This is a genomic window from Mesorhizobium sp. ANAO-SY3R2, assembly GCF_042466635.1.
In the GTDB taxonomy this organism is placed as follows: Bacteria; Pseudomonadota; Alphaproteobacteria; order Rhizobiales; family Rhizobiaceae; genus Aminobacter.
Window position 1 is genome coordinate 236,850 of the sequence record NZ_CP159953.1, and the last position, 22,989, is coordinate 259,838.

26 protein-coding genes and 2 pseudogenes are annotated in these 22,989 nt (G+C 60.5%); 7 read left to right on the forward strand and 21 right to left on the reverse strand.

What is annotated here, in order from left to right; genetic code table 11:
- Positions 1-6: 6 nt before the first annotated feature.
- The 5 genes from ABSY17_RS02335 to ABSY17_RS02355 are packed head-to-tail and all read right to left on the reverse strand — an operon-like array spanning position 7 to position 5,081.
- On the reverse strand, positions 7-1,014 hold the full coding sequence (locus ABSY17_RS02335) for an ABC transporter permease (protein ID WP_378941213.1): 1,008 nt from the start codon (positions 1,012-1,014) through the stop codon (positions 7-9).
- Positions 1,015-1,052: 38 nt separating this feature from the next.
- The gene (locus ABSY17_RS02340; protein ID WP_378941214.1) at positions 1,053-1,817 is read right to left on the reverse strand and encodes a cyclase family protein; all 765 of its coding nucleotides are present in this window, start codon (positions 1,815-1,817) and stop codon (positions 1,053-1,055) included.
- Between the two features lie 2 nt (positions 1,818-1,819).
- Positions 1,820-2,890: a cupin domain-containing protein gene (locus tag ABSY17_RS02345; RefSeq protein WP_378941215.1), complete on the reverse strand. Its 1,071-nt coding sequence runs from the start codon at positions 2,888-2,890 to the stop codon at positions 1,820-1,822.
- Between the two features lie 11 nt (positions 2,891-2,901).
- Positions 2,902-3,876, reverse strand: coding sequence for a 4-hydroxythreonine-4-phosphate dehydrogenase PdxA (gene pdxA / locus ABSY17_RS02350; RefSeq protein WP_378941216.1), 975 nt, complete (start codon positions 3,874-3,876; stop codon positions 2,902-2,904).
- Positions 3,873-5,081: a four-carbon acid sugar kinase family protein gene (locus ABSY17_RS02355; protein WP_378941217.1), complete on the reverse strand. Its 1,209-nt coding sequence runs from the start codon at positions 5,079-5,081 to the stop codon at positions 3,873-3,875. The genes pdxA and ABSY17_RS02355 overlap by 4 nt, the downstream gene beginning before the upstream one ends.
- Positions 5,082-5,149: 68 nt before the next feature.
- On the opposite strand from ABSY17_RS02355, the gene ABSY17_RS02360 reads away from it, so the two are divergent.
- The 3 genes and pseudogenes from ABSY17_RS02360 to ABSY17_RS02370 form a co-directional block, all read left to right on the forward strand.
- Positions 5,150-6,061, forward strand: coding sequence for a LysR substrate-binding domain-containing protein (locus ABSY17_RS02360; protein WP_378941218.1), 912 nt, complete (start codon positions 5,150-5,152; stop codon positions 6,059-6,061).
- A 229-nt stretch (positions 6,062-6,290) separates the two neighbouring features.
- Positions 6,291-6,509 (forward strand): annotated as a pseudogene (locus ABSY17_RS02365) (IS6 family transposase); the annotation flags it as partial.
- Between the two features lie 36 nt (positions 6,510-6,545).
- A pseudogene (locus ABSY17_RS02370) lies at positions 6,546-7,229 on the forward strand (integrase core domain-containing protein); the annotation flags it as partial.
- 261 nt (positions 7,230-7,490) lie between these two features.
- Here the strand turns inward: ABSY17_RS02370 and ABSY17_RS02375 are convergent.
- Together ABSY17_RS02375 and ABSY17_RS02380 are read right to left on the reverse strand one after the other, a co-directional pair.
- Positions 7,491-7,838, reverse strand: coding sequence for an HdeA/HdeB family chaperone (locus ABSY17_RS02375; protein WP_378941219.1), 348 nt, complete (start codon positions 7,836-7,838; stop codon positions 7,491-7,493).
- A 162-nt stretch (positions 7,839-8,000) separates the two neighbouring features.
- Positions 8,001-8,624, reverse strand: a complete 624-nt coding sequence (locus tag ABSY17_RS02380) for a hypothetical protein (protein WP_378941220.1) — start codon at positions 8,622-8,624, stop codon at positions 8,001-8,003.
- A gap of 251 nt (positions 8,625-8,875) precedes the next feature.
- Here ABSY17_RS02380 and ABSY17_RS02385 point away from each other — a divergent pair, with 251 nt between their 5' ends.
- Genes ABSY17_RS02385 through hdhA form a run of 4 tightly spaced genes read left to right on the forward strand, consistent with a single transcriptional unit; the run spans position 8,876 to position 11,586 of the window.
- On the forward strand, positions 8,876-9,982 hold the full coding sequence (locus tag ABSY17_RS02385) for an FUSC family protein (RefSeq protein ID WP_378941221.1): 1,107 nt from the start codon (positions 8,876-8,878) through the stop codon (positions 9,980-9,982).
- Positions 9,983-10,005: 23 nt separating this feature from the next.
- Positions 10,006-10,395: a fluoride efflux transporter FluC gene (locus ABSY17_RS02390; RefSeq protein WP_378941222.1), complete on the forward strand. Its 390-nt coding sequence runs from the start codon at positions 10,006-10,008 to the stop codon at positions 10,393-10,395.
- 12 nt (positions 10,396-10,407) lie between these two features.
- Positions 10,408-10,791 carry a CrcB family protein gene (locus ABSY17_RS02395; RefSeq protein ID WP_378941224.1) on the forward strand — a complete coding sequence of 128 codons (384 nt, stop codon included), beginning with the start codon at positions 10,408-10,410 and terminating at the stop codon, positions 10,789-10,791.
- A 21-nt stretch (positions 10,792-10,812) separates the two neighbouring features.
- Positions 10,813-11,586, forward strand: a complete 774-nt coding sequence (gene hdhA, locus ABSY17_RS02400; protein WP_378941225.1) for a 7-alpha-hydroxysteroid dehydrogenase — start codon at positions 10,813-10,815, stop codon at positions 11,584-11,586.
- Positions 11,587-11,610: 24 nt separating this feature from the next.
- Here the strand turns inward: hdhA and ABSY17_RS02405 are convergent, their stop codons facing one another.
- The 14 genes from ABSY17_RS02405 to ABSY17_RS02470 all read right to left on the reverse strand — a co-directional run bounded on the left by ABSY17_RS02405 (position 11,611) and on the right by ABSY17_RS02470 (position 22,924).
- Positions 11,611-12,336, reverse strand: a complete 726-nt coding sequence (locus tag ABSY17_RS02405) for an energy-coupling factor ABC transporter ATP-binding protein (protein WP_378941226.1) — start codon at positions 12,334-12,336, stop codon at positions 11,611-11,613.
- A complete protein-coding gene (cbiQ, locus tag ABSY17_RS02410; RefSeq protein ID WP_378941227.1) occupies positions 12,333-13,091 on the reverse strand; it encodes a cobalt ECF transporter T component CbiQ in 759 nt (252 codons plus the stop codon). Before cbiQ ends, ABSY17_RS02405 begins: the two co-directional genes overlap by 4 nt.
- A complete protein-coding gene (locus ABSY17_RS02415) occupies positions 13,088-13,741 on the reverse strand; it encodes a cobalamin biosynthesis protein CbiM (protein ID WP_378941738.1) in 654 nt (217 codons plus the stop codon). Before ABSY17_RS02415 ends, cbiQ begins: the two co-directional genes overlap by 4 nt.
- The gene (gene cbiM / locus ABSY17_RS02420) at positions 13,741-14,370 is read right to left on the reverse strand and encodes a cobalt transporter CbiM (protein ID WP_378941740.1); all 630 of its coding nucleotides are present in this window, start codon (positions 14,368-14,370) and stop codon (positions 13,741-13,743) included. Before cbiM ends, ABSY17_RS02415 begins: the two co-directional genes overlap by 1 nt.
- A 60-nt stretch (positions 14,371-14,430) precedes the next feature.
- Positions 14,431-15,186 (reverse strand): DUF4198 domain-containing protein, encoded by a 756-nt coding sequence (locus ABSY17_RS02425; protein WP_378941743.1) that lies wholly within the window; start codon positions 15,184-15,186, stop codon positions 14,431-14,433.
- Positions 15,187-15,242: 56 nt separating this feature from the next.
- A complete protein-coding gene (locus ABSY17_RS02430; RefSeq protein WP_378941229.1) occupies positions 15,243-16,319 on the reverse strand; it encodes a hypothetical protein in 1,077 nt (358 codons plus the stop codon).
- The gene (yut, locus tag ABSY17_RS02435; RefSeq protein WP_378941230.1) at positions 16,319-17,389 is read right to left on the reverse strand and encodes an urea transporter; all 1,071 of its coding nucleotides are present in this window, start codon (positions 17,387-17,389) and stop codon (positions 16,319-16,321) included. Before yut ends, ABSY17_RS02430 begins: the two co-directional genes overlap by 1 nt.
- A gap of 9 nt (positions 17,390-17,398) precedes the next feature.
- Positions 17,399-18,307 carry an urease accessory protein UreD gene (locus ABSY17_RS02440; RefSeq protein ID WP_378941232.1) on the reverse strand — a complete coding sequence of 303 codons (909 nt, stop codon included), beginning with the start codon at positions 18,305-18,307 and terminating at the stop codon, positions 17,399-17,401.
- The gene (gene ureG / locus ABSY17_RS02445) at positions 18,307-18,945 is read right to left on the reverse strand and encodes an urease accessory protein UreG (RefSeq protein WP_378941233.1); all 639 of its coding nucleotides are present in this window, start codon (positions 18,943-18,945) and stop codon (positions 18,307-18,309) included. The genes ABSY17_RS02440 and ureG overlap by 1 nt, the downstream gene beginning before the upstream one ends.
- 14 nt (positions 18,946-18,959) lie before the next feature.
- Positions 18,960-19,691, reverse strand: a complete 732-nt coding sequence (locus ABSY17_RS02450; RefSeq protein ID WP_378941745.1) for an urease accessory protein UreF — start codon at positions 19,689-19,691, stop codon at positions 18,960-18,962.
- Entirely contained in the window at positions 19,663-20,268 is a 606-nt protein-coding gene (gene ureE, locus ABSY17_RS02455; RefSeq protein ID WP_378941235.1) for an urease accessory protein UreE, read from the reverse strand. The genes ABSY17_RS02450 and ureE overlap by 29 nt, the downstream gene beginning before the upstream one ends.
- A 27-nt stretch (positions 20,269-20,295) precedes the next feature.
- The gene (locus ABSY17_RS02460; protein ID WP_378941236.1) at positions 20,296-22,017 is read right to left on the reverse strand and encodes an urease subunit alpha; all 1,722 of its coding nucleotides are present in this window, start codon (positions 22,015-22,017) and stop codon (positions 20,296-20,298) included.
- Positions 22,018-22,062: 45 nt separating this feature from the next.
- Entirely contained in the window at positions 22,063-22,542 is a 480-nt protein-coding gene (locus ABSY17_RS02465; protein ID WP_378941237.1) for an urease subunit beta, read from the reverse strand.
- A gap of 79 nt (positions 22,543-22,621) precedes the next feature.
- Positions 22,622-22,924, reverse strand: coding sequence for an urease subunit gamma (locus tag ABSY17_RS02470; RefSeq protein WP_378941238.1), 303 nt, complete (start codon positions 22,922-22,924; stop codon positions 22,622-22,624).
- Positions 22,925-22,989: the final 65 nt, after the last annotated feature.

A 22,989-nucleotide genomic window follows, 5' to 3' on the forward strand; every position in this document is an offset into this window, starting at 1 on the left:
TTGTTTTTAGCCAAGCACTCCCCTCGCGAGCTTGCGGAAGTTCAGGCTGTAGATCCCGACGCCGACCAGAATTGCTGCGCCCTGGAAGACGTATTGAATGCCGATGCCGGCTCCTGTCGTCCGAACGAGTTGCTGTAATTGTGTGAGAAAAAGTGCTGCGATGACCGTTGCAGCAAAGTTTCCTCGGCCGCCCAACAGGGAAGTCCCCCCAAGGACGACAGCTGCGATCGACGGCATCAGGTAGGCATCGCCCTGCTGCGGGCTTGGCAACTGCATCAGGCCGCCAAGGACGATGCCCCCGCTGGCGTAGAGCATGCTCGCGCAAACATAGGCGAAGATCTGGTATCGGCTGGCGGTGATCCCTGCCGCCCTGGCCGCACGAGCATTGGAGCCGACGGCCTTGAAGCGGCGACCGAAAGGGGTCGCCTTAATAAGGATAATCAAGGCCGCCGCTGCTAGCAGAACAACAGCCGCAAGCTGCGTGATTCCGAATATTGTTGCGTTGGAAAATGCCGAAACCGAACCGGGCATAGCCACTGGTGTACCGCCCGAAATCCTGACGTTGACGCCATAGAGCAACGCATTCACCCCGATCGTCGCCACAATCGGCGCGACGTTCACTCGGCTCACCAGCAAGCCATTGATCAGGCCGGACATTGCGGCGACGGTGAAGGTACAGAAGAGCGCAAACGCCACGCTCATGTGCGGCTGCTGGGACAAGTAGCTGACAACCACCGCGCTGATGGAAACCACGCCTGGTACCGACAGGTCGATGCCGCCCTGCTGGATCACAAGAGTCTGGCCAAGGGCCACCAGCGCCAGGACAGCGGCGAAAGGCAACATGCCAGCAAGAGCATCGCTTCCAAGACTGTTGGGCGCGATGATGCCGCCGACGAGAAACAAGACAATCGTCGCCGCCGCGATACCGCCGGTAGGTCCACTGAAGGGGTGCAGCCAAAGCTGCCTCTCGCGATGTCGGGGCGGAGAAGCCGCCTGCATTCGTTGAAGCTTCATGTGCGATACCCTGGAACTCGTTCGTATGAGGAGTGGTCTTAGCCTTCCGGGCAGATCGCAAAGCAGCGCGCAGGAAATCCCGATCCGGACTTTGGCTTCGGCCAGGTTGCAACCATTACGCTGCCGCTGGGCGGCACCTTGCCAAGATTGGCGAGCAGCTCGATCTGCCATTTGTTCTGGCGAAGCCAATAATCTTCGAGAGGCGCCTGGCCTGCTCCGACCACAACGCCAGGATCCGTATCTGTCGTGTCGTGGCCGATCGCCACAACATCGCGCTCCTCCGCAAGAAAACGAAGCGCCTCTTCACCCCAGCCGGGGAAGTGCGGGATTCGCCTGTTGTCGCGATTCATCATCAGCTCGTGATTTGGCCAGAAACGATCCCAGCCAGTCCTCAACGCGACGAAAGCGCCACCTGGGATACGTCCATTGACCCGTTCCCAGTCCTCGATATCCAGCTTTTCGCAGGTGGCGTCGGCGTCCAGTACAGCCCGGGCTGAAATATCGACTACGGCCAACGGCAACAGCATCTCGAAGACCGGTATCTCATCGAGATGACGCAAGCCTCGGACGAAATGCGCCGGCGGATCAGCATGTGTTCCCCATTGGCCGACGTGCCGGTATTCATGGGCGAGGAACCCGCTGCCGTTTGTGCCGACACCCTCGTCATAGTGATAAAGTGTCGTGCATTGCGCGGAATTGAAGCTCTCGCAATGTGGAATATCCCCATCAAAGGCATGGGTGAGATCGACAAAGCGAGCTTGTTTCAAAGCCGCTAGAGCCTGGAGCGGGGATATGACAGCCATGACTACGATACCCTGTCGAGAACGCGAACCGTGCGTTCATTCTCTACATTGCCGGTGTTGAGGGTCGTCTTCGGCTCCAGAAGGATGACTTCGCAGTCCTCCGTCTCTGCGATCGGCAGGTGCTCTGTCATACGGCGAACGATGATGAATTCGCCGGCATTGAGGCGGACGTCGCGGTCGCGGAAGCGCATCAGGAGCGTCCCGCGATGGACCAGGAACAGCTCGTCCTCATGTTCATGGTGATGCCAATGAAAGGCGCCACGAAACTTGGCCAGCTTGATCTGCATGTCATTGACGTCGCCGACGATCTTCGGCGCCCAGAAATCGGAAAACTTGCTGAAGGCCGAAGTCAAATTGATCTTGTCAACTTTGTGCTCCCTCGCCTCGGCCATGATCCGATCTAGTGCACTCACGACGGTCTCGATCTCGACCTGCAGATCCGCGCTACCGGAAAATGCGCCGTTGAACGCGGCCGTTCCGATCGTGAATCCGGAGGCACCAGACATTGCGACCGTCTCGAGCCTCTCGGTGTTGTCGATAGATCCGGCAATGACGACTGGCTTGTCGACTGCCTGGCACACGCGCGCCATCAGCTCCTCGACGTTTCCGTCGAAGCGATAGGCCAGGAGATCGATACCGCTGACACCATCGATGGCTGTCAATTGACGCGCGCTCTCGACGATAGTTTCGATCGTTCCTTCGAGTTTGCTTGGATGGCCGACGATCTTTCCCGGAAAAGGATAATAACCGATCTTCTTATCTGCAATGATCGGTAGAACGACCTCCGGGCGGGTGCCCCCCATCAATATGTCGACGCCGAGGTCGACCGCCGCCTGTGCCGATTTACGCTCACTCTCTTCATCGAGGCTGACCACTTCAAGGTAGAGTGTTGCTCCTGCCGCTTTGATAGCTGCAGAAAGGCTGACGAGTTCATTGAAAGGCAGACCGATATCCTTGAACCCTACATGCATGACGCCCGCTGCAAGCACATCCTTGAGGCGCGCGATCGCATCAACGACGGTTCGGTCCTGGTTCGTGAGCATGAAAATGAAGTCTGGTGAATTCCGAGACATGAAGAGCGCTCCTAGACTGCGTTGAGAAGCAGCGCCTGATCGAAGGCGTAGCGAAGAGAGGCATGGTCAGCCTTGCCCTGCCCCGCGATATCGAATGCGGTGCCATGGTCGACACTGGTGCGAATGAAGGGGAGGCCGATCGTGACGTTGACGCCGTTGTCGATACCCAGATATTTGACCGGGATCAGACCCTGATCATGATATTGCGCAACAACGATATCGAATTCACCTTTGCGCGCGCGCATGAATATCGTGTCGCCCGGCCAAGGGCCGGAAGCGTTGATCCCCTGCTCACGCGCCCGTCCAATCGCCGGAGCGATGACGTCGAGATCCTCACGTCCGAACATACCGTTCTCGCCCGCATGGGGATTGAGGCCGGCGACTGCGATGCGAGGTGACGCAATGCCGTAGGCCTTGCCAGCCTTGTGTGCGAGTTGGATCGTCCTGAGAACAGATTCCTGTGTCACGAGTTCGATAGCTTGGCGTAATGAAACATGAATCGTCACCAGGACGACGCGCAGTTCCTCGTTCGCCAGCATCATCGCGAACTTGTCGGTGCCCGAACGCTCCGCAAGGATTTCCGTATGGCCGGGATAGTTCAGCCCGCCCTTCTTCATGGCTTCCTTGTTGATCGGCGCAGTTACAATCGCTCGGATCCTGCCTTCCAGAGCTTCGTCAATCGCTCGCACCACGTAGTCATAGCTGGCGCGGCCAGCGCGACCGTCCACCTGGCCGACCGGCAGGTCATCCGGGAGGTCAGAGACATTGAGTACTGGTATGGATTTGCCATCCAAGGCTGCATCAGCAACAGATGCGATAGGTTGCACATGAAGGGGAAGGTCAAGTGATCGGATGGCACGCTCCATCACCTTGGCGTCACCAATCACCACCGCCGGTTCCGGCAGTCCGTCGGAAAAAATCCTCGCGACGATTTCGGGTCCGATCCCGCAGGGATCACCCATCGTTATTCCGACCGGCTTTTTCATTTCTTTTCTCCAAGCCAGAGGCCCCGAAGCACTTCGGCTGATTTTTGGAGGACGTGCGCCGAACCAAAGCCGCCGGCCTTTGTGATGATATGAATGGGATGTGCTCCGGTCGTTCGGCCGATGGGAATTCCGGGTTCAACTTCACCCAAGAGCTCCAGCGATCCGATTTCGAGCTCACCCAGCACCGTTTCGGCGGTGTCTCCTCCCGTGAGGAAGAGCCCCGTTACGGGATGATGTTTCACGAGTTCCCGCGCTGCATGACCGAGGGCCGTTGCGATGGTTCGGGGATTGACCGCCGCGGGGCCGCTGGACGTCGTGAGAATGATAGTCCCCGGCGAGCCGGACCGGCTCTCATGCAGAGCGATTGCATTGCGGGCAGCCAGAACCGGAGAGCGAGATGCTTCCTCGGCATCGATTATGATCGACCAAACATCTGATGCGCCTACCAGCCGCGTGTATTGTTCCCGACTCAAAGGGTTGACGCTACCAATGACGAAGAGATTGAGCGGCCCCTTGCTGGCAGGATCGTCGGCCGCCCAGCCGATGTGCTTTGCCAGTGCAATCGCCAGTCCCGGAGAGCCGCACCACAGAATAGACTTTGGATCCTTGGCTGATTGCACCAACAAGGCCAGGTCGTCCTGTGTTACGGCGTCGGCGATCAGCAGCGTCCGACCATCAGCAGCAAGATCGCCAGACTTCAATGCGTGGATCTCCGACAACCCCATGACGCGCACATCAATGTCAGGGATATCGGGAAAGAGCGTGCGAATGTGCGAATTCCCAACCGGATGCAACGGATCGCAAGCGAATTCTGTATTTTCCAACGGCACGCCACGAAGAAGTTGACGCCCGCCTTCGGTGGTTCGCCCGCCTTCCGGAAAAGCGGGCGCAAGAACGGCAAGAGACCGACCGGACGCCGCAAGTGCGGACGTTATTTCCACGGCAAGATGGCCCCGAATGGTCGAATCAACCGTGTTATAAAGAATGTCTGCGGATGCCAGATCTGCTGCTGCTTTTGCCGCGCGTTCTGCCGCCTCCTCAAGTGATGCTGTGCGGCTCGCCTTGTTGACCGAGACGATCGCAACTTCACCTGACAGCGACTGCCCGTAGTCGGCAAATACAACACATCTGTGCCCCATACTCACGAATGGCGCGGCGCCATCCGTTGCGCTGGTCAGATCGTCGGCAAGGATACCTACCTTCAAAATCGCAGTTCCATCTATTGCCGTTCAATAAAAGGAAAACTAGCGCTATTGCGTCGAGCATAAAAACGATGATTATTGACAGAAATTGGTTCTTTAAACTCACAGATATGGTCAAACGACTACCCTCGCTATCCGCTCTTCGCGCCTTTGAAGCCGCTGCACGTCATTTGAATTTCGGGCGCGCGGGAGATGAGCTGCATGTCACCCATAGCGCGATCAGCCGGCAGATCCGGTCTCTTGAAGACGATCTGGGACTGGCATTGTTCGAACGGCGAAACAGAGCCGTTTTTCTAACCGAAGCGGGACGGTTGCTGCTAACCACGACAAGCGATGTGTTTCGTCAGATAGGCGATTGCTGCGATGAATTGCGAGCAGGCGCTTCCGCTGCCCTGGTGGTTTCATGCGAACCGACATTCACGCAGCGCTGGCTTATTCCGCGCCTGCCGCGATTCAACACTTTGTATCCGGATATCGAGATTCACGTGCTTGCCGCTGGGGGGCCGGTGGATTTCCACAAGAGCCATATCGATCTTGCCCTGAGGAGAAGCGACTTTTCCTGGTCGCCGGAAATTTTCGTGGAAACGGTAGTCGAGGAACGTGTCGGTCCGGTCTGTGCTCCTCGTCTATTGCCTTCCGGCGGCGAAAGTGTCCTCTCCCTTTCCCGCATCCACTCAGCCACGAGACGGGGGGCCTGGCAGCGATATCTTTCGGACAATCAGATCGACGACCCAAATCCTGCAGGCAGTCACGTTTTCGAACACTTCTACCTTAGCATCGAAGCGGCGATCGCCGGGCTTGGAGCTGCGATTGGGCCTGAGCCAATGGTCGTCGACGCCATTGAAAGCGGACGGCTTGTGGCTCCGCTAGGATTCACCAGCAATGGCTATCGATACATTTTAATGAGCCGTCTTCCGTTTGAAGGTGACTCTAGGAGGTTGGCATTTCTTTTGTGGCTTCGATCGGAGTTCGGGGCACACTGACGGATCGAACGTCTTTGCCGGCGTTATCAACTTAACTCGCGTTCAGGGGCTTGGGGCATAGACGCTGCGGCATTTACAGCGTGACCATGAGCTACAATCGCGATCGTTTCCCGCCGCGGCGATGTCACGCTTTCTGCATGTGAAGGCTTTGGTCTTAGGGCGGTTCCGTTGCAAACTTTCCGGTAATGCGGGTCTGGCATGAGATGGGCCCCCTTGGGGAGATCGTTTCATGTTCAAAGGCCGCCATTTCGACCGATCAGTGATCCTGCTGTGCGTTCGCTGGTATCTAGCCTGTGGCTTGAGCCTGCGGGATCTGAAGGAAATGATGGCAGAGCGCAGCATCAGCATCGATCATTCGAGAATCCATCGCTGGGTTGTCCACTTTTCGCCCGTTCTTGGGAAGCGATTCAATCGCCGGAAACGGTCGATTGGCAGCAATTGGCATATGTGACCTGCCACTGAGAATTTCCTCCATAATGGATTAGAGGCCGGTGCGAAGGCGGCGGACCTGTGCCGCAAGCACGGAATTTCACAGGCGACTTTTTACAACTGGAAAGCCAAATATGGCGGCATGGAAGTCTCTGAGGCGAAGCGACTGAAGGCGCTCGAGGAAGAGAATGCCAAGCTGAAATAGCTGCTCGCCGAGCAGATGTTGGACGCCGCCGCACTTCGCGAGCTTCTCGCAAAAAAATGGTAGGGCCTGCCGCCAAGCGCGACGCTGTCGCGCATCTGTAGGCCGTCATGGGTCTTTCGGAGCGGCAAGTCCGCCATGGTCGTCTTTGACCACGGAACGGAGTTCATCTCGAATGCGATCCTTGCCTGGTCGAAGGATCACAAGGTCGAATGGCACTACATCGCGCCGGGAAAGCCGATGCAAAACGGCTATGTCGAGTCCTTCAACGGCCGGATGCGTGACGAACTGCTCAACGAAAGCCTGTTCTTTGGCCTCGATAATGCCCGAAGCGCCATTGCTGAGTGGGCAGACGCCTACAACCATTTCCGGCTGCACTCATCGCTCGGATACCAGACCCCGGCAAACTATGCCGGGACCATCGCCGCAACCGGCTCCAACGCTGCGCAAGATGAACGCTTCGCGTTTGCGCCGGTTGCTCACACCGCGCCCATCGGCGTATTCAAAACCGCTGAGGCTCCAATCGCAGCCGAATGAAAACTCTGTGGCAGGTCAGTGGTGTAACAACCATTTTGAGAAGTTTGGAGAACGACTTGGGCATGAGCATATGTCGGACTTGGCGCTTAATGTTCCAATGATCCTGCTCGAATAGATTGTTCATGCATGGGCAAAAATTGCTGGATAGTCAGCAACACATCGCTCTCCCGCGTTCTGCAAAAAAGGCACGCGGACAATGGTCGAACCATCGCTCGCACGCCTTGATGTGGAGTTGCGCAGGAAATGCCGGGAACTGAAGATCTAGAATACCTTTTTGATCTCATCTTCGGCCTTTTTCCAGAACGAAGCCTTCGGCTCCTTCTGGCAGGCTTCGACGATAAATGGCGTAATCTTCTCGATTCCGGCGATGTCGACCGCCACGTCATCCGGTTTCTTCTCTCCTTGCTTGTAGCCGGCCGCCCAGGCGATTACCGCCGGCTTGAAGGTCTCTTCGACACCGTTGAAATCCTCGCAAGTAATCTCGGCGACGGCTTTCTTCTTCAGATCCTCCTTGGAGGTGGGCTTCGCCGCCTCCGCCAACGCAAAATGGGCCGCCGAAAGGACCAGCAATGTCGAGACAATCGATGCGCCTGTTATTTTCATAAGCATCCGAACTCTCCATGGTTGGCGTTCACTGCTTTCCCCTGCACGAGCCAGATAGGGCAGGACAACGAAGCATCAACCCGGTCGGCTCAAGACCGGTTCATCTGCATTCCCTGGGGGGCGCCTGGAGAATGCACCGTCTCATGCCGGCGAGCGGTACGAGGAGGTTCACAGAAACGGGTCGGGTTGGGCGTCGTGCATCGGCACATCGGAAACGCCCCAACTGCGCTTGGCGATGTGGACGTGAACATCGCTTGCGCCGTGGCGACGCAGGATTTCCAGCACTTGGGCGTCACGTTCCTTGTCGGGCAGGTGAACCCAGAGTAGCAGGCCGCCCCTGGCGATCTGATCCTGCACGCGTTCAGCATGATGCCGTCCGAACACGCGGGCCAGGAGCAGGCCCACGGCGCCGGCCGCAAGGCCGCTGCCGGCAACGATGGCAATCGCCGGGATCAAGGCTGCGGCGCCACCTGTCGCCGCCACCGCCGCCACGCCGGCCCCAGCGACATAGATTGGCACACCGACCAAGGCGGCGAGACCTTCGGTGCGCGATTCAGGAGAGACGACGTCCTCACGCTTGGTGAGATCTTCGTCGGCTTCCTCCTCGGCAGTGACACCTCGCCCGGGTACGGACTTCGAGTCGACCAGAAGGCTCAGATCCTCCCGGCGCATCCCGATCTGCATCAACTCGTCGATGGCCGAGTTGAGCGATGCTTCGTCCTGAAAAATCGCGACAGCCTCGCGTTCCTCGTAGATCTGGTCGCCTTCGGGCTCGGTCTTGTTGTCTTCCATGTCGTCCTCCTGCAGAAGTCGCGCCAGACACAGCCGATCCATCGCAGTATCTAGGCTTCACAAGCCAGAGGACAACCGTCTCCCGAAAACATGCCGTCTGTCCGGCCACCGCCTCCGATGCGCAACAAGGCGCAGCTCATGCGCCAATCGTTCCTCCGCGAACATGGACAGATCGGTCAATCGGATGCATCCTGCGTGACCTGGTAGGCGTGGCAGTCTGACGAAGCGGAGGGAAGGTTTCTTTCCCGGTCATGCTCAAGCTCAGCCCCGATATCTGGAAGGCAGGACTGCGGACCGCGGCAGCCGCGGGAGTAGCGCTGGCCGTCTCGGAATTGCTTTCCCTGCCTCAGGGCTATTGGGCCGTCATTACGTCCATCGTGGTAATGCAGGCAAATCTCGGAGCATCGCTCGCAGCGGCGGGGGACCGGTTGGCCGGAACGCTCGCCGGCGCGGCACTCGGCTTCATCATAGCTTACCTGACTCCCGCGACAGGGCTTGGAACGCTGTCAGGGCTCATGCTGGCAACAGGCCTGCTTGCCATGCTGGCAGCGCGTAATCCTAGCTTTCGCATCGCTCCCGTGACGGCGGCGATCTTGTTGATCAGCGACCCCAGCCATGTCGATGCCTCGATTTCAGCACTGCACCGCGTCACGGAAATCGCCCTCGGCTGCTTCATCGGCATCGCGGTATCGTTGCTGGTGGCCCCGTCGAGGGCAGAGTCACGCCTGAGGAACGAGGTCAGCCGAACGCTTGCCCTGCTAGCCAATCTGATCAGCGCCGAGATGGCGGGGCCAAATGACAAGGCCGGTGACGCAGCCATCACCGCAATAAGCGACGATATCTACAGTGCTTACGACACCATCAACAAATTGACCAAGGAAACGGAGCAGGAGCACGCCAGTCGCCTCGCCCGTAGCGCGTTCGATGCCAAACGCCTCAGGCATTGCCTGCGTCATCTGCGCACCAATGTTTTCTTTCTTCGACGCATAACAAGATTGACCTGGCCCGCTGCCCTCGGCGATGCGCTGGTTGGGCCTTCCGCTGCGGTCGCACAGGTCACGCGCGACTACCTTTTGGCGCTTGGCCCGGTCGTCGCCGCCGGCAATCCCGCCCCTCCACTTGACGAACTGAATCGCGTTTTCGCTCAGTTCGCCACGGAAGCCGCCGCCGCCGCTCGCCAGGTTGAGGTCGGGCATGAGCCCGAGGGATCAGGCGCGGATCAGCCCTCACCTGCTGCGAACGGCGATGCGGTTGCTTTCGCCTCGTCCTTTTCATTTGCGCTGGAGCAGGTCCGGTTTTCGATCGAGGAGCTCGTCGAATGCGTGAACGACATGTCGACTTCGGCCGACCAGTCCTAGTTTCAACTTTCAGGGTGATCACAATGACTGCATTGGATGTTCTATGGGTCGGCGTGGGCGGAGGCCTCGGCTCCCTGTTGCGCTGGTGGATCGGGCACTTGGTCGGCGAGCGATACCATGGCTCCTTTCCGCTCGGCACCTTCCTGATCAACGTGTCGGGCGCCTTTGTCATCGGCTACCTGTCCGTGTTGTTCATCGTCGAATGGCATGACCGCTACGGCACTGCACTCAAGGCCGGCATGCTGACAGGCGTGCTTGGCGGCTACACCACTTTTTCGAGCATGCAACTCGATGCGGCCAAGCTGTCCGGCAAGCAAGGCGGCCGCGCCGCCGCGTTCTACCTGTTGTCGTCGGTTGTGGCGGGACTTGTAGCGGCCGCACTTGGTGCTGCCCTTGCCCGCGTGCAGGGATGAGGAGGGTTCATCATGATCAACATCATCATACTCGTGATCGTCGGTGGCGCACTCGGGGCCATGTTGCGTGAGTTCACCATGCTGATGGTGCCGCATCTTGCATATGGGTTTCCGCTGGACATCCTCGTTGCCAACATCGTCGCGGCATTCTTGCTCGGGCTTGTCACCGCCTTGCACACCCGCAAGGTGCTGTCCGACTCGGTAAACACCATGGTTGGAACCGGCGTCATGGGCGGGTTGTCAACCTTTTCGAGCTTTGCCTATGGCTCGGTCGTGCTGATGGCGGCATCGACGGCGAGCGCCCTCGTTGCCTTGGCCTATGTCGTGATCAGTGTCGTGGTGGGATACCTGGCGGTGATTGTCGGCTTGAAGCTCGGCGGCCAAAGTTCCGCATGATCCGGTTTACCTTACGCAGCGATGGAGGCCTCGATGACATCCAATTTTGCATTGGCCGGTGAAGTTGCCATCGTCACCGGGGCCGGCGCCGGCATCGGACGGGCCATTGCCATGACCTTCGCGGCTGCCGGCGCAAGCGTTGTGGCAAGCGACCTCCGATCCGACGTAGCCCAGTCCGTTGCAAACGAAATCGCCGCAGCCGGAGGCCAGGCCATCGGCCTCGCCTGCGACGTCACCAAGGAAGATGATCTCGCCGCCTTGGTGGACGCCACGACCAAACGGTTCAACAAGCTTACCATCCTAGTGAACAATGCCGGCGGCGGCGGTCCCAAGCCGTTCGACATGCCTATCGACGACTTCATCTGGGCATATCGTCTCAACGTCTTCTCGATCTTCCGCCTCAGCCAGCTTTGTTCCGCCCACATGGGCGAGGCCGGCGGCGGCGCCATTCTCAACATCAGCTCCATGGCCGGCGAGAACAGGAATGTTCGCATGACGTCCTATGGCTCGTCCAAGGCCGCCGTGAACCATCTCACCCGCAACATGGCCTTCGATCTTGGTCCGAGGAACATAAGGGTCAATGCGATCGCCCCCGGCGCGATCAAGACCGATGCGCTTGCCAGCGTGCTGACACCCGAGGTCGAGAAGGCGATGCTAAGGCACACCCCGCTCGGCCGCCTCGGCCAGCCGGACGACATCGCCAATGCCGCACTTTTCCTTTGCTCGCCGGCCGCCGCCTGGATCAGCGGCCAGATCCTGACCGTCAGCGGTGGCGGCGTTCAGGAGCTGGATTGAGCCCCGGGGTGAATTGCCGGCCGCCTATGTGGCATCGGACGCATCGCCGGGCGCCAGTTCATGCAGATGCACCTGTTCCGTCCACTGCCCATGCCTGTGCAGCATCGCCGGAATCAGGCGGCCGCCGCGCAAGATGACGGCGCGATCGGTGAGGTGCTCGAGCAGCGCCCAGTCATGCGACACGATGATCATGGCAATCGGCAGGCGGGACAGGATGTCCAGCATCCGCTCCAGATGCGCTTCATCGAGCGCGTTGGTCGGCTCGTCGAGAAGCAGCACCTGCGGGCGCATGGCGAGGACCGCGGCGAGCGATACCAGGCGCTTCTCGCCGCCGGAGAGGCGGTGAGTGATACGGTCGGCGAGATGGCCGAGGTCGAGTTCGCCAAGGATCGTGCGGGCCAGATCCATCGCCTCCTGATGGAGCATACCGAGATTGAGCGGACCAAAGGCCACGTCATCGATGACGGTCGGACAGAAAAGCTGATCGTCGGGATCCTGGAACAGGTAAGCGGCCTTGGCGCGCACCTGGCGAAAATCGGCCTCGCTGCGGCAGTGCATGCCAAAGGCAAGAATCTCCCCGGTAGCGCGCTGCAGGCCAACTATGGTGCGCAGCAGCGTGGTCTTGCCGGCTCCGTTGCTGCCGATCAGGGCGAGCCTTTCACCCGCTTCGAGCGTAAGGGAGAGATCATCGAGCACACACCGGCCGTCCCTGACGACGCAGACATGTTCAAGGCTGATCAGCGTGTTCATGCGGCGAACTCCACGACCAGCAGCCCGACGATGGCGCAGAGGAAAAAGGATGCGAAGGCGACATCGTAGTGCCTGACAGGTCCAACTGGCACCGTCGGCATGTTTCCGGCAAAGCCGCGGCAGCGCATGGCCTCATCGACACGCTGAGCCCGCTCGAGCGAGCGCACCACCATGGTGCCGGCAAGGTTGCCGAACGTGCGCCAGGTGTGGAGGTTCGAGCGGGGCCGGAAGGCGCGCGCCCGCATCGCTTCGGCAAGACGGCTGGTCTCATCGCGAAAAACCGAGACATAGCGGACGGTGAACAAAAACAGCTTCACGAGTTTTGAGGGAACGCCGAGCGTCATTGCGGCCTGGCCGATGCGCACCGGATCGAGCGAGCCCAGCAGCGCAAATACGGTCAGCGTGCAGATGTTGACCTTGATGACCACGGTCAGTGCGCGGATCAGGCCCTCGTTCGTTGCAACGATTGGCCCCACCGCGAACAGAGGCCGGCCGGGCACAGTGAACGGCAGGAGGGCAAGAAGGACGATCATGAAGCCTTCGAGGTGCAGCAGGCGATGGCGCAGATCGGCCGAGGGCAGCCGCGCAAGCAGCACAAGCACCGCCGCCGCGATGAGTGCCGTGCCAAGAACCACCGGGCTGTGCACGATCGTCGCGAAGACCAGTACAGCGAGCGTGGCGACAAGGCGCGTGTTCGGATGAAGCTTGTCGATCGGACTGTCGGACAGACTTTCGGGGTTGTGGCCTCGCGTCATGGCTGGTTCCGCTGTGCGGGCGGTACCTCACCTGGCCGCCGCCGTGACCTGGCCCACATCAGCAACCCGGCCAACCCGATGATCATGGCGATGCCGCTGACAACGTCGGTAAAGCGGGCGCGGCCATCGGCCTCCGCATAGGCTTCGAGCAGGGGGGCAATCTGACGCGAGACCGCACGATCGACACTGCGGTCGACAAGGGCTGCCAGTTCTTCCGGCGACTTTGCCGCAGCCGGCACGAAGGTGGGCGCCACCGGATCCAAAGTTGCCGCCGGAGCCTCGCCCGCCGCTTGCGCAACCCCAACCGCATCCAGTGTGCCGCCCTCGGGGAAGCGATCGGCCGCGATATGGGTGTCGGCAACATGGCCGTCGCCGGCATTGATGGTCAGGAAGAGATCGGAAGCAGCCGCCGGCTTGAAGGTGAAGCTGCCGTCGCGCCCGGTCGGCCCGCGATAGAGCTCGACGCCTGCCTTGTTCCGGATCAGCAACTGTGCGCCGCTCGGGCGCCCGCCGCCGATGAAAAAGCCGTAGCCCATCACCACCCCGTCCTCGACGGTGGCGAACAGCTTCAGCCGATGCGCCTCGGCTGCGAATGTCAGGCAGGCGATCGTCGCAACAATGGCGATGGCCTGGGTGCACATCCTGCGCATCATGTCGGGTTCCTTTCGCCGAGGGGCGGAACGCCCAGGGTTTCAGGTCTCACGCGCTTGAGAAAGGCGACGGCAAAGCCCGTGATCAGCCCCTCGCCCAGCATAAGCGGCACATAGGTCGCGCCGATGATCTTGGCTGAGGGCACGAAATCGGACGAGGACAGCATCAGGGCAAGTGCGACGCCTATGCCCGTGCCGGCGACCGAGAAGGCAGCGCAGAAGAAGCCGGCCACCCCGGCCGAGGCCGGCTGCAGTCGCCGGACCAGCGGCAGGAACAGCCAACCGAACACGACGCCCGGCAAGGCGATGTTGAGCGTGTTGATACCGAGCGTGGTCAAGCCGCCGAAGCCGAACAGTAACGCCTGCAGCAGCAGACCCACCATCACAGCTGGAAACGTAGCAAGCCCGATGGTGAGCCCCATCAAGCCCGACAGAAGCAGGTGTACGCTCGATGGTCCGACAGGGACCGCAAACAGCGATGCCACGAAGAACATCGCCGACAGGATCGCAATCTCGGGAATGCGGTCGTCTTCGAGCCAACTCAGCGCGAGCCCGACGCCGGCTGCCGCTGCGATACCGCCGCCCACAAGAACGGGAATGGACAGCAGGCCGTCAGGTATATGGGCCATCGGCACCTCGGCAAAGTTCGGCATTGCGAAACGGCGCCTTGGCCTCCCGCAAGCCCACGCTCATTTCATGTCGGTAACCTTCACCCAGATCAGGCCGCCGACCTCGACCGGCGCCATGCCGCCGTCCGGCGTCTTCATTTTTTCATCACCCTCGGTCAGGGCTGCAAAACCCCACCAGCCGGCGCGCGGCATGGCATAGGAAAACTTGCCTTCGGCATCGGTCTTGATCACCTGCGTGGCGAAGGCCGGGTTCGGCACGCTCACCGAGCCATCGTTGAGATATTCGACTTCGACCTTGGCATTCGGCACCGGCTTGCCGTCCTTGCGGACGATGCCAGTGAAAATATTGCCGGTCCACAGACCGGTGGGGCGAGTCAATGGTTCGATCTCGACGGGCAGACCCAGCAGCGTGTCCCAGTTCTCACCGGAGGCGAAGCCATCCACCAGGACCTTGGCGTATTGGAGGATGAACTTCTTCTCGGCCGGATCCCAATAGGGCTGCGGCTGAACGAAATAGATCGCCGCGCCCGGCTCCTTGAGCTCGTCCTTGACCCGCCATGCGCTCTTGCCGTCGACTTTATGTTCCTCCAGCCGGTCGGTCAGATCGGTAACCGTCTTGCCCTGCTTGACACCGACATGCTCGGGCTTTGCCATGTCCATCGTCGGTCCCCGGTCCATCGGATGGGTGAAAACGAGGTCCAGTGTTACCGGCCCACCATCGGCTAGCACGTCGTCGGACGGAATGATTTCCTGGAAATGGGCAGAGGCGGCCGACGACAGGCCGAAGGCGGCGACAACCATCCAGAGCATCTGCATCTTCATGGCAAATCTCTCCCACAGTGGCGCTGTGCGCTCAAAACACCGCTCGATTCTCAGCTTGTGCCCTTCATCGCAGCAGTGTTGGCGTGCGCCACGACCCAAGGCACTTCGACGGGCATCAACGTCGAAGCTGCAATATGGTGAATGCTCTTTTCATACTCGGACCTGAGCGCGACGAGTGCATTGCGGCATTGCTCCTTGTCTTCCCTCACCGGCAAACCGATCTCGACCAGTTTGTCGTAGAGCGCGTCGAAACCGGCGATCAGTTTCGGATTGTCGGACTGATAGGTGTGGAACTGGCCCGGTCTATTTTCATCGAGTTCCGTCGCAATGAGCCGGATAGCGGTAACACCGGTCTCCCGGCAGACGCGAACAGCGTCGGTCTGCTTGCTGTCGAGCGTGGACAAGATCACGGAGGCGGTGTCCAAAACGGCGGCGGATGCCCCCACCCAGCTCGTGCCGCGATAGACCGATGGCACGTAGGCGAGCATCGGTGAGAGAGAATGGGTCTCATGTATGCCGCGAAACCAGTTTTCCCAGTCCTCCCAAACGGCGGGATCGTCGACCGGGCCGGCCTTCTTGAGCGCTTCCAGCAGGGTCACGCAGTTTGGATGCCTGCCCGTGCGCGCGAACAACCAGCCGACCTTGCGTTCGCGCGCCTGGATTGCGGCCTGATATCCGGGCACGAAGGTGAAGATCAGGATGACGATAGCCAAGCCGATCGCCGCCTCGTAGACTGCGAGGTACTCACCGAGCAGGGTCGAAGGCGTCAGGTAGCCGAGTGTACTGAGTGCGGAACCGCTCGAACTGAACGCGCGCGGCCAGCCCTCTTCGACATGCAGGCCCCACAGAACGAGGCTGAATGAGGTTTGGACCAGCAAGAACCATGACGTTACCAGCAGGAATATGAAGATCGGCAGGATCCACGCCTGCGCGCGTTGCACGTCTTCATAGTCATGCCTGCCGCCGGCGAGAGCATGGACAATCTTCACCGCGAGGCTGCGGACGCAGCGCTCGATGATGTCGGGCTCCCGGCGATTGAGCAGCATCACCCGCACGATCGACTGGAAATAGATGAAGACGCCGAAAGCGCCGATCAAAACGGCAACGATGCCGATCAACGTCGCCATCAGGATCTCCCGTCAGATGCGGTGCCCGAGGGATGCGCGGCGGGTTGCGCTCCATCCTTTGTCATGACGCCGTTCTCGATCGGGGCGTGCGGATGCGGCTGCAGCTTGGCCTTTGGCAGCAGGAACAGCCAGGTGACGAAGACGAACGGCGCGGTGAAGGTCGGAATGCCGAGAGGCGCAAGGGAGGCATCCATGGCGCCCTGGACGATCACGGTGAAAACTGTTCCCAGCAGTGCAAACAGCGTAACGCGCCAGGACGGCGGATAGAACACGCAGCCGAGACCGACAGCTGTCAAAACCGGACTGAAGCCGAAAAGTCCGGCTTCGATGCTGGCGAGACTGGCGCCCAGCCAGAGCGAAATCAGCAGCGCCACGCCCGAACCGATCAGTGCGAACAAGGCGGCCCAGGCCGAACTGGCAAGCAAACCGAGCACGACAAGGATGCCGCTGACGGCATTGTTGATGAGGAAGACCTGAGCGGGTCCCTTGAGCCAAGCCTCGGCCAATGGCCAGATTTTGGGCCGAAAGCCCGTCACTGCATCGGTCACCGGATGAGGCAGTACCGGCTGCCCCATCGAGCCGATGAGCAGGTGTCCGAAAGAGTAGGCGCCTAGCACAAGGAACCACGTGGTCAAGACGAAGGGGAAGGTCAGGGCCGGCGCCCCCCACGTCTTCATGACGTTGGAGACGGCGAGCATGACCACGGTCGAGACGGCGGCACCGATAGCCAGAATGAGCCACATCGAGGCGTTGGCGACGAGGAAGGTCGGCACCGCTGCGCCGACGAGGACGCCGTTGAAGCCGAACAATCCCTGCCGCAAAGAAGCTTCGTCGACGTCGAGCAGCATCGCGGTGATCGTCGCAACCAGAAGAGCGACGACAGCGCCGATGATGACCGCCGGCTGGTCCGCCTTAAGCGCGCCCCAACCGATGGCGGCGAGGAAGAAAAGACCGGTCAGCGGGTTGTTCTGGAAAATGACCTGACCGGCACCACGCAGATTGATGTCGACAAACCTAACGACAGCGTTGCCTTCCACCAACCTCGTCCATGCAGAGCTCGTGTCCGGCATGGCTTGCTCCTAAGCCCAGAGAAAATTGTCAGGCACGCGTGCGCCAACCACCTCCTGCCGTGCGAGTGACCAGAACTGGCGGATCGCATCGCGAACCGGCGCCGTCTCCATGCCCAGCACCTTGAACAAGAGGCCAGCGTCGTAGGGCAGCCGGCTGATCCCTTTCGCAAGTCCCGCCTTCTTGTCGAAAGCCGGCGCAACTGCGTCGAACAACCGGTCGGCATTTGGCTTGGGCGTCAGCAAGACAACATTGCCGAAGACGTGGAACGAGCCCATCGCACCGAGACGCGAAACGCTGGTGCGATACGGTTCGATGACGAATTTCTCGGTGAACAGCGAAGCGCCATCGGGCCGCGCGGCGTGAACGGTCGATGAGAACAGGTCGTAGTGGAACAACTCGCCCAGGCCGTAATATTTGCGCCCGGGCATCAGCACCTCGGAGTAGATCAAGGTCGCCGTCGGATCGATCGTGACGTCGGTGCGCTGGACGAACCGAGCGTGCTTGTGCGGGATCACCGGATGGGGAATGTATTCGAGGTAAGCCTCCTCACCCAAAACCAGGTGCTGTGTTTGGGTAGCGTAGTTAGCATCCATTTCGTGGATGCGTGTTGCCGACTGGGTCGTCACGTACGCCTGCGCGCCCGGCGCCAGATCGATCTCAATGGTGTTGCGGTCGCCCTGCAATATACCGCCGGCGTTCGAGATGATGGAAACGCAAGGCAGCCCCGGCATCTCCTCGTCCCAATAAAGCGCCTGCTGCACGATCAGCGGCGCGCGCCGATGCAGCGTCGAAAGCACGGTCCGGTCGGCGCGTGGCTCGAAGCCGAGGCGCAGGAAAGCGTTCTTGCCGAACGAGCCGCTCGGCAGTTGCTTCGGCTCGTCCTGATAGGCCGCCAGTTCCCGCGCATTGGCCAGCATCACGCACTTTCCCTCTGGATATCGCTGTCGAACAGGACATTCTCGCGAATGAGCCGGACGAGCTCGGGGATGCCCTCGCCGGTCTTGCAATTGGTGAAGACGAACGGTTTCCTGCCGCGCATCAATCTGGAGTCATCGTCCATGACCTTCAGGCTCGCGCCGACATAGGGGGCGAGGTCGATCTTGTTGATGACGAGGATGTCGGACTGGGTGATGCCTGGGCCGTTCTTGCGCGGGATCTTGTCGCCGGCGGCAACGTCGATCACGTAGATGAAGAAGTCGATCAGGGCCGGGCTGAAGGTCAGCGTCAGGTTGTCGCCACCGCTTTCGAGCAGCACGAGATCGGAATCCGGGAACTTTGCCTCCATTTCCTCGACAGCGGCCAGGTTCATGCTGGGGTCTTCCCGCACGGCGGTATGCGGGCAACCGCCCGTCTCGACGCCCACGATGCGCTCTTCGATCAGGATACCGCGCAAGGTTCGCTGCACGTGCTTGGCATCCTCGGTCGTGACCACGTCGTTGGTGATGACCAGAATGCTGAAGCCGAGATCGACCAGGACCGGCGTGATCGCCTCGATGATTGCGGTCTTGCCGGAACCGACCGGACCGCCAATGCCAATGCGTGGAATTTTCTTCATGTGATCAATCCCAGCTAGTTCATGAACATACGAATGTGACCCTTGACGTGCATGGCCGCGAGGATGTCGGTCATCGGCGCAAAGCTCGCCATGTCCTCGATGGCGGCGTCCGCTACGTCCTCGTAGGTAGCCGCAACCTCGGCCGTCGCTTCGAGGAGGATTTTCTGGGTGTCGACGAACGAGACGCGCATCAGCCGCAACGCCGCCCCGAGGATCGTCGTCGCCACGCCATATTGTTGCACCCCGAATGCATCGCGGCCTTCGATTCCGAGGGCCGCAAACACAATTGCGAGGCTAACCGGGTGGGTTCCAGCGGTCTCGGCACGCTGGATGCGGCCGAGCCAGTCGCGATTGAGCTCATCGCCGATGATGGCGACGGACAGTTCGCAGAGCTTGCGCCCCATGCGCACCGTCATCAGCCGGGTCTCTTCGTTCAGCTTGCGCTCGAAGCAGGCTCGGTCGATGCGCATCAGAGTCGCCCTGTCCTGCACTTTTGCGGCACGATGCGCGCACAGCAGCGCAACCCCATCTCCGGTGGCGGTCTGGCGCATGGCGGTCAGCACGAACTCGCGCAACGTACCGGGGTCGTGGACGATGTTTTGCTGGACGGCGGTTTCGAGGCCGTTGGAAAAGGAAAAGGCGCCGACCGGCAGCGCGGAGTCCCCGAATTGCAGCAGATGCAGCAATTCGGGCAGGCTCCGATACGAGCAGTTCAGTTCAGTGATCGTGGCTCTCGTCTTGGCCATGGTCATGATGGCGATGCCCATGTTCGTGGACGTGCGAATGCGGTGTGGCGCCCGCGCCGCCAAAAAGCCGGCGCGCCTCATGCGGCGCCATGTAGGGGATCACGTCGGCGCCCGGCGCGAAGTCGTAGCGCACGCCAGGCAGATTGTGCGTCTTCATGACCGAGGCCATGACCTTGCGATCGACTGTCAGCGGCACGAAGACGCGCGTTCCCTTTACGACTGCCGGCCAGTGCTGGTTGCCAAGCGCGTGGCCGAGCTCGAACACGGTGCGCACGATTGCGTCCTTGTCTTCGCCGATCACCGCTGCAAGATCGATGACCATCACCTCCTTGAGATCGATACGCGCCACGACGGCCCGCCTGTGGTCCTCGTCCCAGAGCAGGATGTCGCCATCATGCAGATGGGTGTTGCGGTCGAGCGACAACGCCAGTTCGACATCCTGTTCCGTTGCCTTGCGCAACCGGCTCTTCTGGGCTTCCCACTGATCAAGGGTGAGCCAGTCGATGTCGGCGCCTTCAAGCCGGGCGCGCCATTGAGGCTCATTCGAATTGCCGACAATCCCCTCGATGATGATCATTCAATCCTCCGCGGCGTGCGTTGGCGGTCAGCTGAAGAAGTAGAGCTGGTTGAGGGCTATGGTCTTTGGCGGCTTCACTGTCGCATGTACGCCGTCGACCTTGACCGCGAAGGTCTGCGGATCGACCTCGATGTTGGGCCTGTAGCTGTTGCGCACCATGTGGGCCTTGCCGAGCACGCGCGTCTGCGACACCGGGCTGATCACCCGCTGCAGGCCATAGTGACCGGCAATATCGTTGTCGTAGGCGGCACGCGAGACGAAGGTGATCGAGCCCTTTGGCAGGGCCGATCCAAACGCTCCGAACATGCGACGGTAGTACATGGGCTGCGGCGTCGGCAGCGAGGCGTTTGGGTCGCCCATATTGGCCCAGGCCACGAAGCCGCCCTTGAGCACCATCTTGGGTTTGGCGCCAAAGAATGCCGGCTCCCACAAAACCAGGTCGGCAAACTTGCCCGGTTCGATCGAGCCCACCATGTCAGCAATGCCGGCAGTCAAGGCAGGGTTGATCGTCACCTTGGCAATGTAACGCAAGACGCGGAAATTATCGTTTCCGGGGGCATCCTCCGGCAGCGGGCCACGGGCCTTCTTCATGGCATCGGCTGTCTGTATGGCGCGCAGGAAGGTTTCGCCGACACGGCCCATCGCCTGCGAGTCCGAGCCGATCATCGAGATCGCGCCCATGTCGTGCAGGACGCTTTCAGCCACGATGGTCTCGGCGCGCACCCGGCTTTCGGCAAAGGCGACGTCGGAGGGGATCTTGGGATTGAGGTTGTGACAGACCATGATCATGTCGAACAGCTCGGCCACCGAATTCTGCCCGCAAGGCAAGGTCGGGTTGGTGGAACTGGGCAGGATATTGCTCTGTCCGACCACCTTGAGCAGGTCGGGGGCGTGACCGCCACCGGCACCCTCGCTGTGGTAAGTGTGGATGGTGCGGCCGTCGAAAGCGGCGATCGTGTCCTCGACATAGCCCGATTCATTGAGCGTGTCGGTATGGATGGCCACCGAGACATCGTAGTCGTCGGCGACCGAAAGGCAGGACCTGATGGCTCCCGGGGTCGATCCATAGTCCTCGTGGACCTTGAAGCCTGCCGCGCCGCCTTCGAGCTGCTCGATCAGGGGACCCTTGCCGGATGAATTGCCCTTGCCGAGGATGCCGAAATTGATCGGCAAGGCTTCGATGGACCGCAGCATCATTTCCAGGTTCCACGGTCCATTGGTCGAGGTCACGCCATTGGTGCCGTCCACCGGGCCGATGCCGCCGCCCCAAAGGGTCGTGATGCCGTTCGACAGCGCAGCATCGACCTGCTGGGGCGAAATGTAGTGCACATGCGTGTCCATGCCGCCGGCGGTCAGGATCAGGTGCTCGCCTGAAATGGCATCGGTCGAGGTCCCCGTAACCAGGCCGGGCGTCACGCCTTCCATGGTCGAGGGATTGCCGGCCTTGCCGAGGCCGACGATCCTGCCGTCACGTATGCCGACATCGGCCTTGACCACGCCCAGCATGGCATCGATCACGGTGACATTGGTGATGACCAGGTCAAGGCACCCTGCTTCCTGCGTCAACTGGTTCTCTGAACCCATGCCGTCACGCAGTGTCTTGCCGCCGCCATATTGCAGCTCGTCGCCATAGCGGCCGCGCAGGTCATGTTCGATCTCGACGATGAGATCCGAATTGCCCAGCCTGATCTTGTCACCGACTGTCGGTCCGTAGAGGTCTGCATATTGCTGACGGGAAATCTGCGTCATGGTCCTGCACCTCAAGTTTGAATGGTCTGCGGGGCAGTACGCCGGCTATTTGGCGTTGGCCTTGCCCGCTGCGCGGGACTTGAATCCGCGTTTGTTGGCGCGTTCGATCGCGGCCTCGCGGTTCGGCCGATAGTCCGGCTTGGGACCGTCGCCGGTCCAGCCGTCGACCAGATTGTTGAAGCCGTAGACAAAGGACTTGCCGGCATAGGGCACCAGCGTCACCTCCTTCTCGTCGCCCGGCTCGAAGCGGACGGCCGTATTGGCCGGAATATCGAGACGTTGGCCGAATGAGGAAGGTCGATCGAATTCGAGATAGCGGTTGGTTTCGAAGAAATGGAAGTGCGAGCCCACCTGGATCGGCCGGTCGCCGGTGTTGCGTACCGTCAGTTTGGTGCGCGGCCGCCCGACATTGATCTCGATCGGGTCCTTGGCGAGGATGTAACCGCCGATGGGGCGAACGAACTTGTGTACAGTTTTGGTGTGTTCAGGCTGAGGATGAATTGGCGCTGGCTGTTCTTTGGCCACGGGAAATCCTCCTGCATTTGCGATGTCGAATGAACTTCAGCGTCAGGTGCGGGGCGACCAGATATCGGATGATCGACTGTCAGGTGATTGGATTGTGCAGGCTCACGAGCCGGCTCCCGTCGGTGAAGACGGCCTCGACCTGGATCAGCGGCACCATGTCGGCCACCCCCTCCATCACATCATCCAGTTTGAGCACCTTGCGCGCTGCGTCCATCACTTCCTCGACGGACTTGCCCTCGCGGGCGCCGTCAAGGACATAGGCGCTGAGAACCGCCACGGCCTCGGGATGGTTGAGTTTCAAGCCTTTGTTTTTGCGCTTGAGAGCGACTTCGGAAAGCATGTGGATCAGCAGCTTGTCGAACTCGCGGGGAGTGAGATGCATATCCGTCTCCTATGGGCATTGAATTCGCAAATGGCAAAAGGAGTGAAATGCTGAACCGACAGCTA

Coding starts and splice junctions, on each gene's coding strand:
- ABSY17_RS02335 (WP_378941213.1), bottom strand. CDS start 1,014: ATGAAGCTTCAACGAATGCAGGCGGCTTCTCCGCCCCGACATCGCGAG.
- ABSY17_RS02340 (WP_378941214.1), bottom strand. CDS start 1,817: ATGGCTGTCATATCCCCGCTCCAGGCTCTAGCGGCTTTGAAACAAGCT.
- ABSY17_RS02345 (WP_378941215.1), bottom strand. CDS start 2,890: ATGTCTCGGAATTCACCAGACTTCATTTTCATGCTCACGAACCAGGAC.
- pdxA (WP_378941216.1), bottom strand. CDS start 3,876: ATGAAAAAGCCGGTCGGAATAACGATGGGTGATCCCTGCGGGATCGGA.
- ABSY17_RS02360 (WP_378941218.1), top strand. CDS start 5,150: ATGATTATTGACAGAAATTGGTTCTTTAAACTCACAGATATGGTCAAA.
- ABSY17_RS02375 (WP_378941219.1), bottom strand. CDS start 7,838: ATGCTTATGAAAATAACAGGCGCATCGATTGTCTCGACATTGCTGGTC.
- ABSY17_RS02380 (WP_378941220.1), bottom strand. CDS start 8,624: ATGGAAGACAACAAGACCGAGCCCGAAGGCGACCAGATCTACGAGGAA.
- ABSY17_RS02385 (WP_378941221.1), top strand. CDS start 8,876: ATGCTCAAGCTCAGCCCCGATATCTGGAAGGCAGGACTGCGGACCGCG.
- ABSY17_RS02390 (WP_378941222.1), top strand. CDS start 10,006: ATGACTGCATTGGATGTTCTATGGGTCGGCGTGGGCGGAGGCCTCGGC.
- ABSY17_RS02395 (WP_378941224.1), top strand. CDS start 10,408: ATGATCAACATCATCATACTCGTGATCGTCGGTGGCGCACTCGGGGCC.
- hdhA (WP_378941225.1), top strand. CDS start 10,813: ATGGAGGCCTCGATGACATCCAATTTTGCATTGGCCGGTGAAGTTGCC.
- ABSY17_RS02405 (WP_378941226.1), bottom strand. CDS start 12,336: ATGAACACGCTGATCAGCCTTGAACATGTCTGCGTCGTCAGGGACGGC.
- cbiQ (WP_378941227.1), bottom strand. CDS start 13,091: ATGACGCGAGGCCACAACCCCGAAAGTCTGTCCGACAGTCCGATCGAC.
- ABSY17_RS02415 (WP_378941738.1), bottom strand. CDS start 13,741: ATGCGCAGGATGTGCACCCAGGCCATCGCCATTGTTGCGACGATCGCC.
- cbiM (WP_378941740.1), bottom strand. CDS start 14,370: ATGGCCCATATACCTGACGGCCTGCTGTCCATTCCCGTTCTTGTGGGC.
- ABSY17_RS02425 (WP_378941743.1), bottom strand. CDS start 15,186: ATGCAGATGCTCTGGATGGTTGTCGCCGCCTTCGGCCTGTCGTCGGCC.
- ABSY17_RS02430 (WP_378941229.1), bottom strand. CDS start 16,319: ATGGCGACGTTGATCGGCATCGTTGCCGTTTTGATCGGCGCTTTCGGC.
- yut (WP_378941230.1), bottom strand. CDS start 17,389: ATGCCGGACACGAGCTCTGCATGGACGAGGTTGGTGGAAGGCAACGCT.
- ABSY17_RS02440 (WP_378941232.1), bottom strand. CDS start 18,307: ATGCTGGCCAATGCGCGGGAACTGGCGGCCTATCAGGACGAGCCGAAG.
- ureG (WP_378941233.1), bottom strand. CDS start 18,945: ATGAAGAAAATTCCACGCATTGGCATTGGCGGTCCGGTCGGTTCCGGC.
- ABSY17_RS02450 (WP_378941745.1), bottom strand. CDS start 19,691: ATGGCCAAGACGAGAGCCACGATCACTGAACTGAACTGCTCGTATCGG.
- ureE (WP_378941235.1), bottom strand. CDS start 20,268: ATGATCATCATCGAGGGGATTGTCGGCAATTCGAATGAGCCTCAATGG.
- ABSY17_RS02460 (WP_378941236.1), bottom strand. CDS start 22,017: ATGACGCAGATTTCCCGTCAGCAATATGCAGACCTCTACGGACCGACA.
- ABSY17_RS02470 (WP_378941238.1), bottom strand. CDS start 22,924: ATGCATCTCACTCCCCGCGAGTTCGACAAGCTGCTGATCCACATGCTT.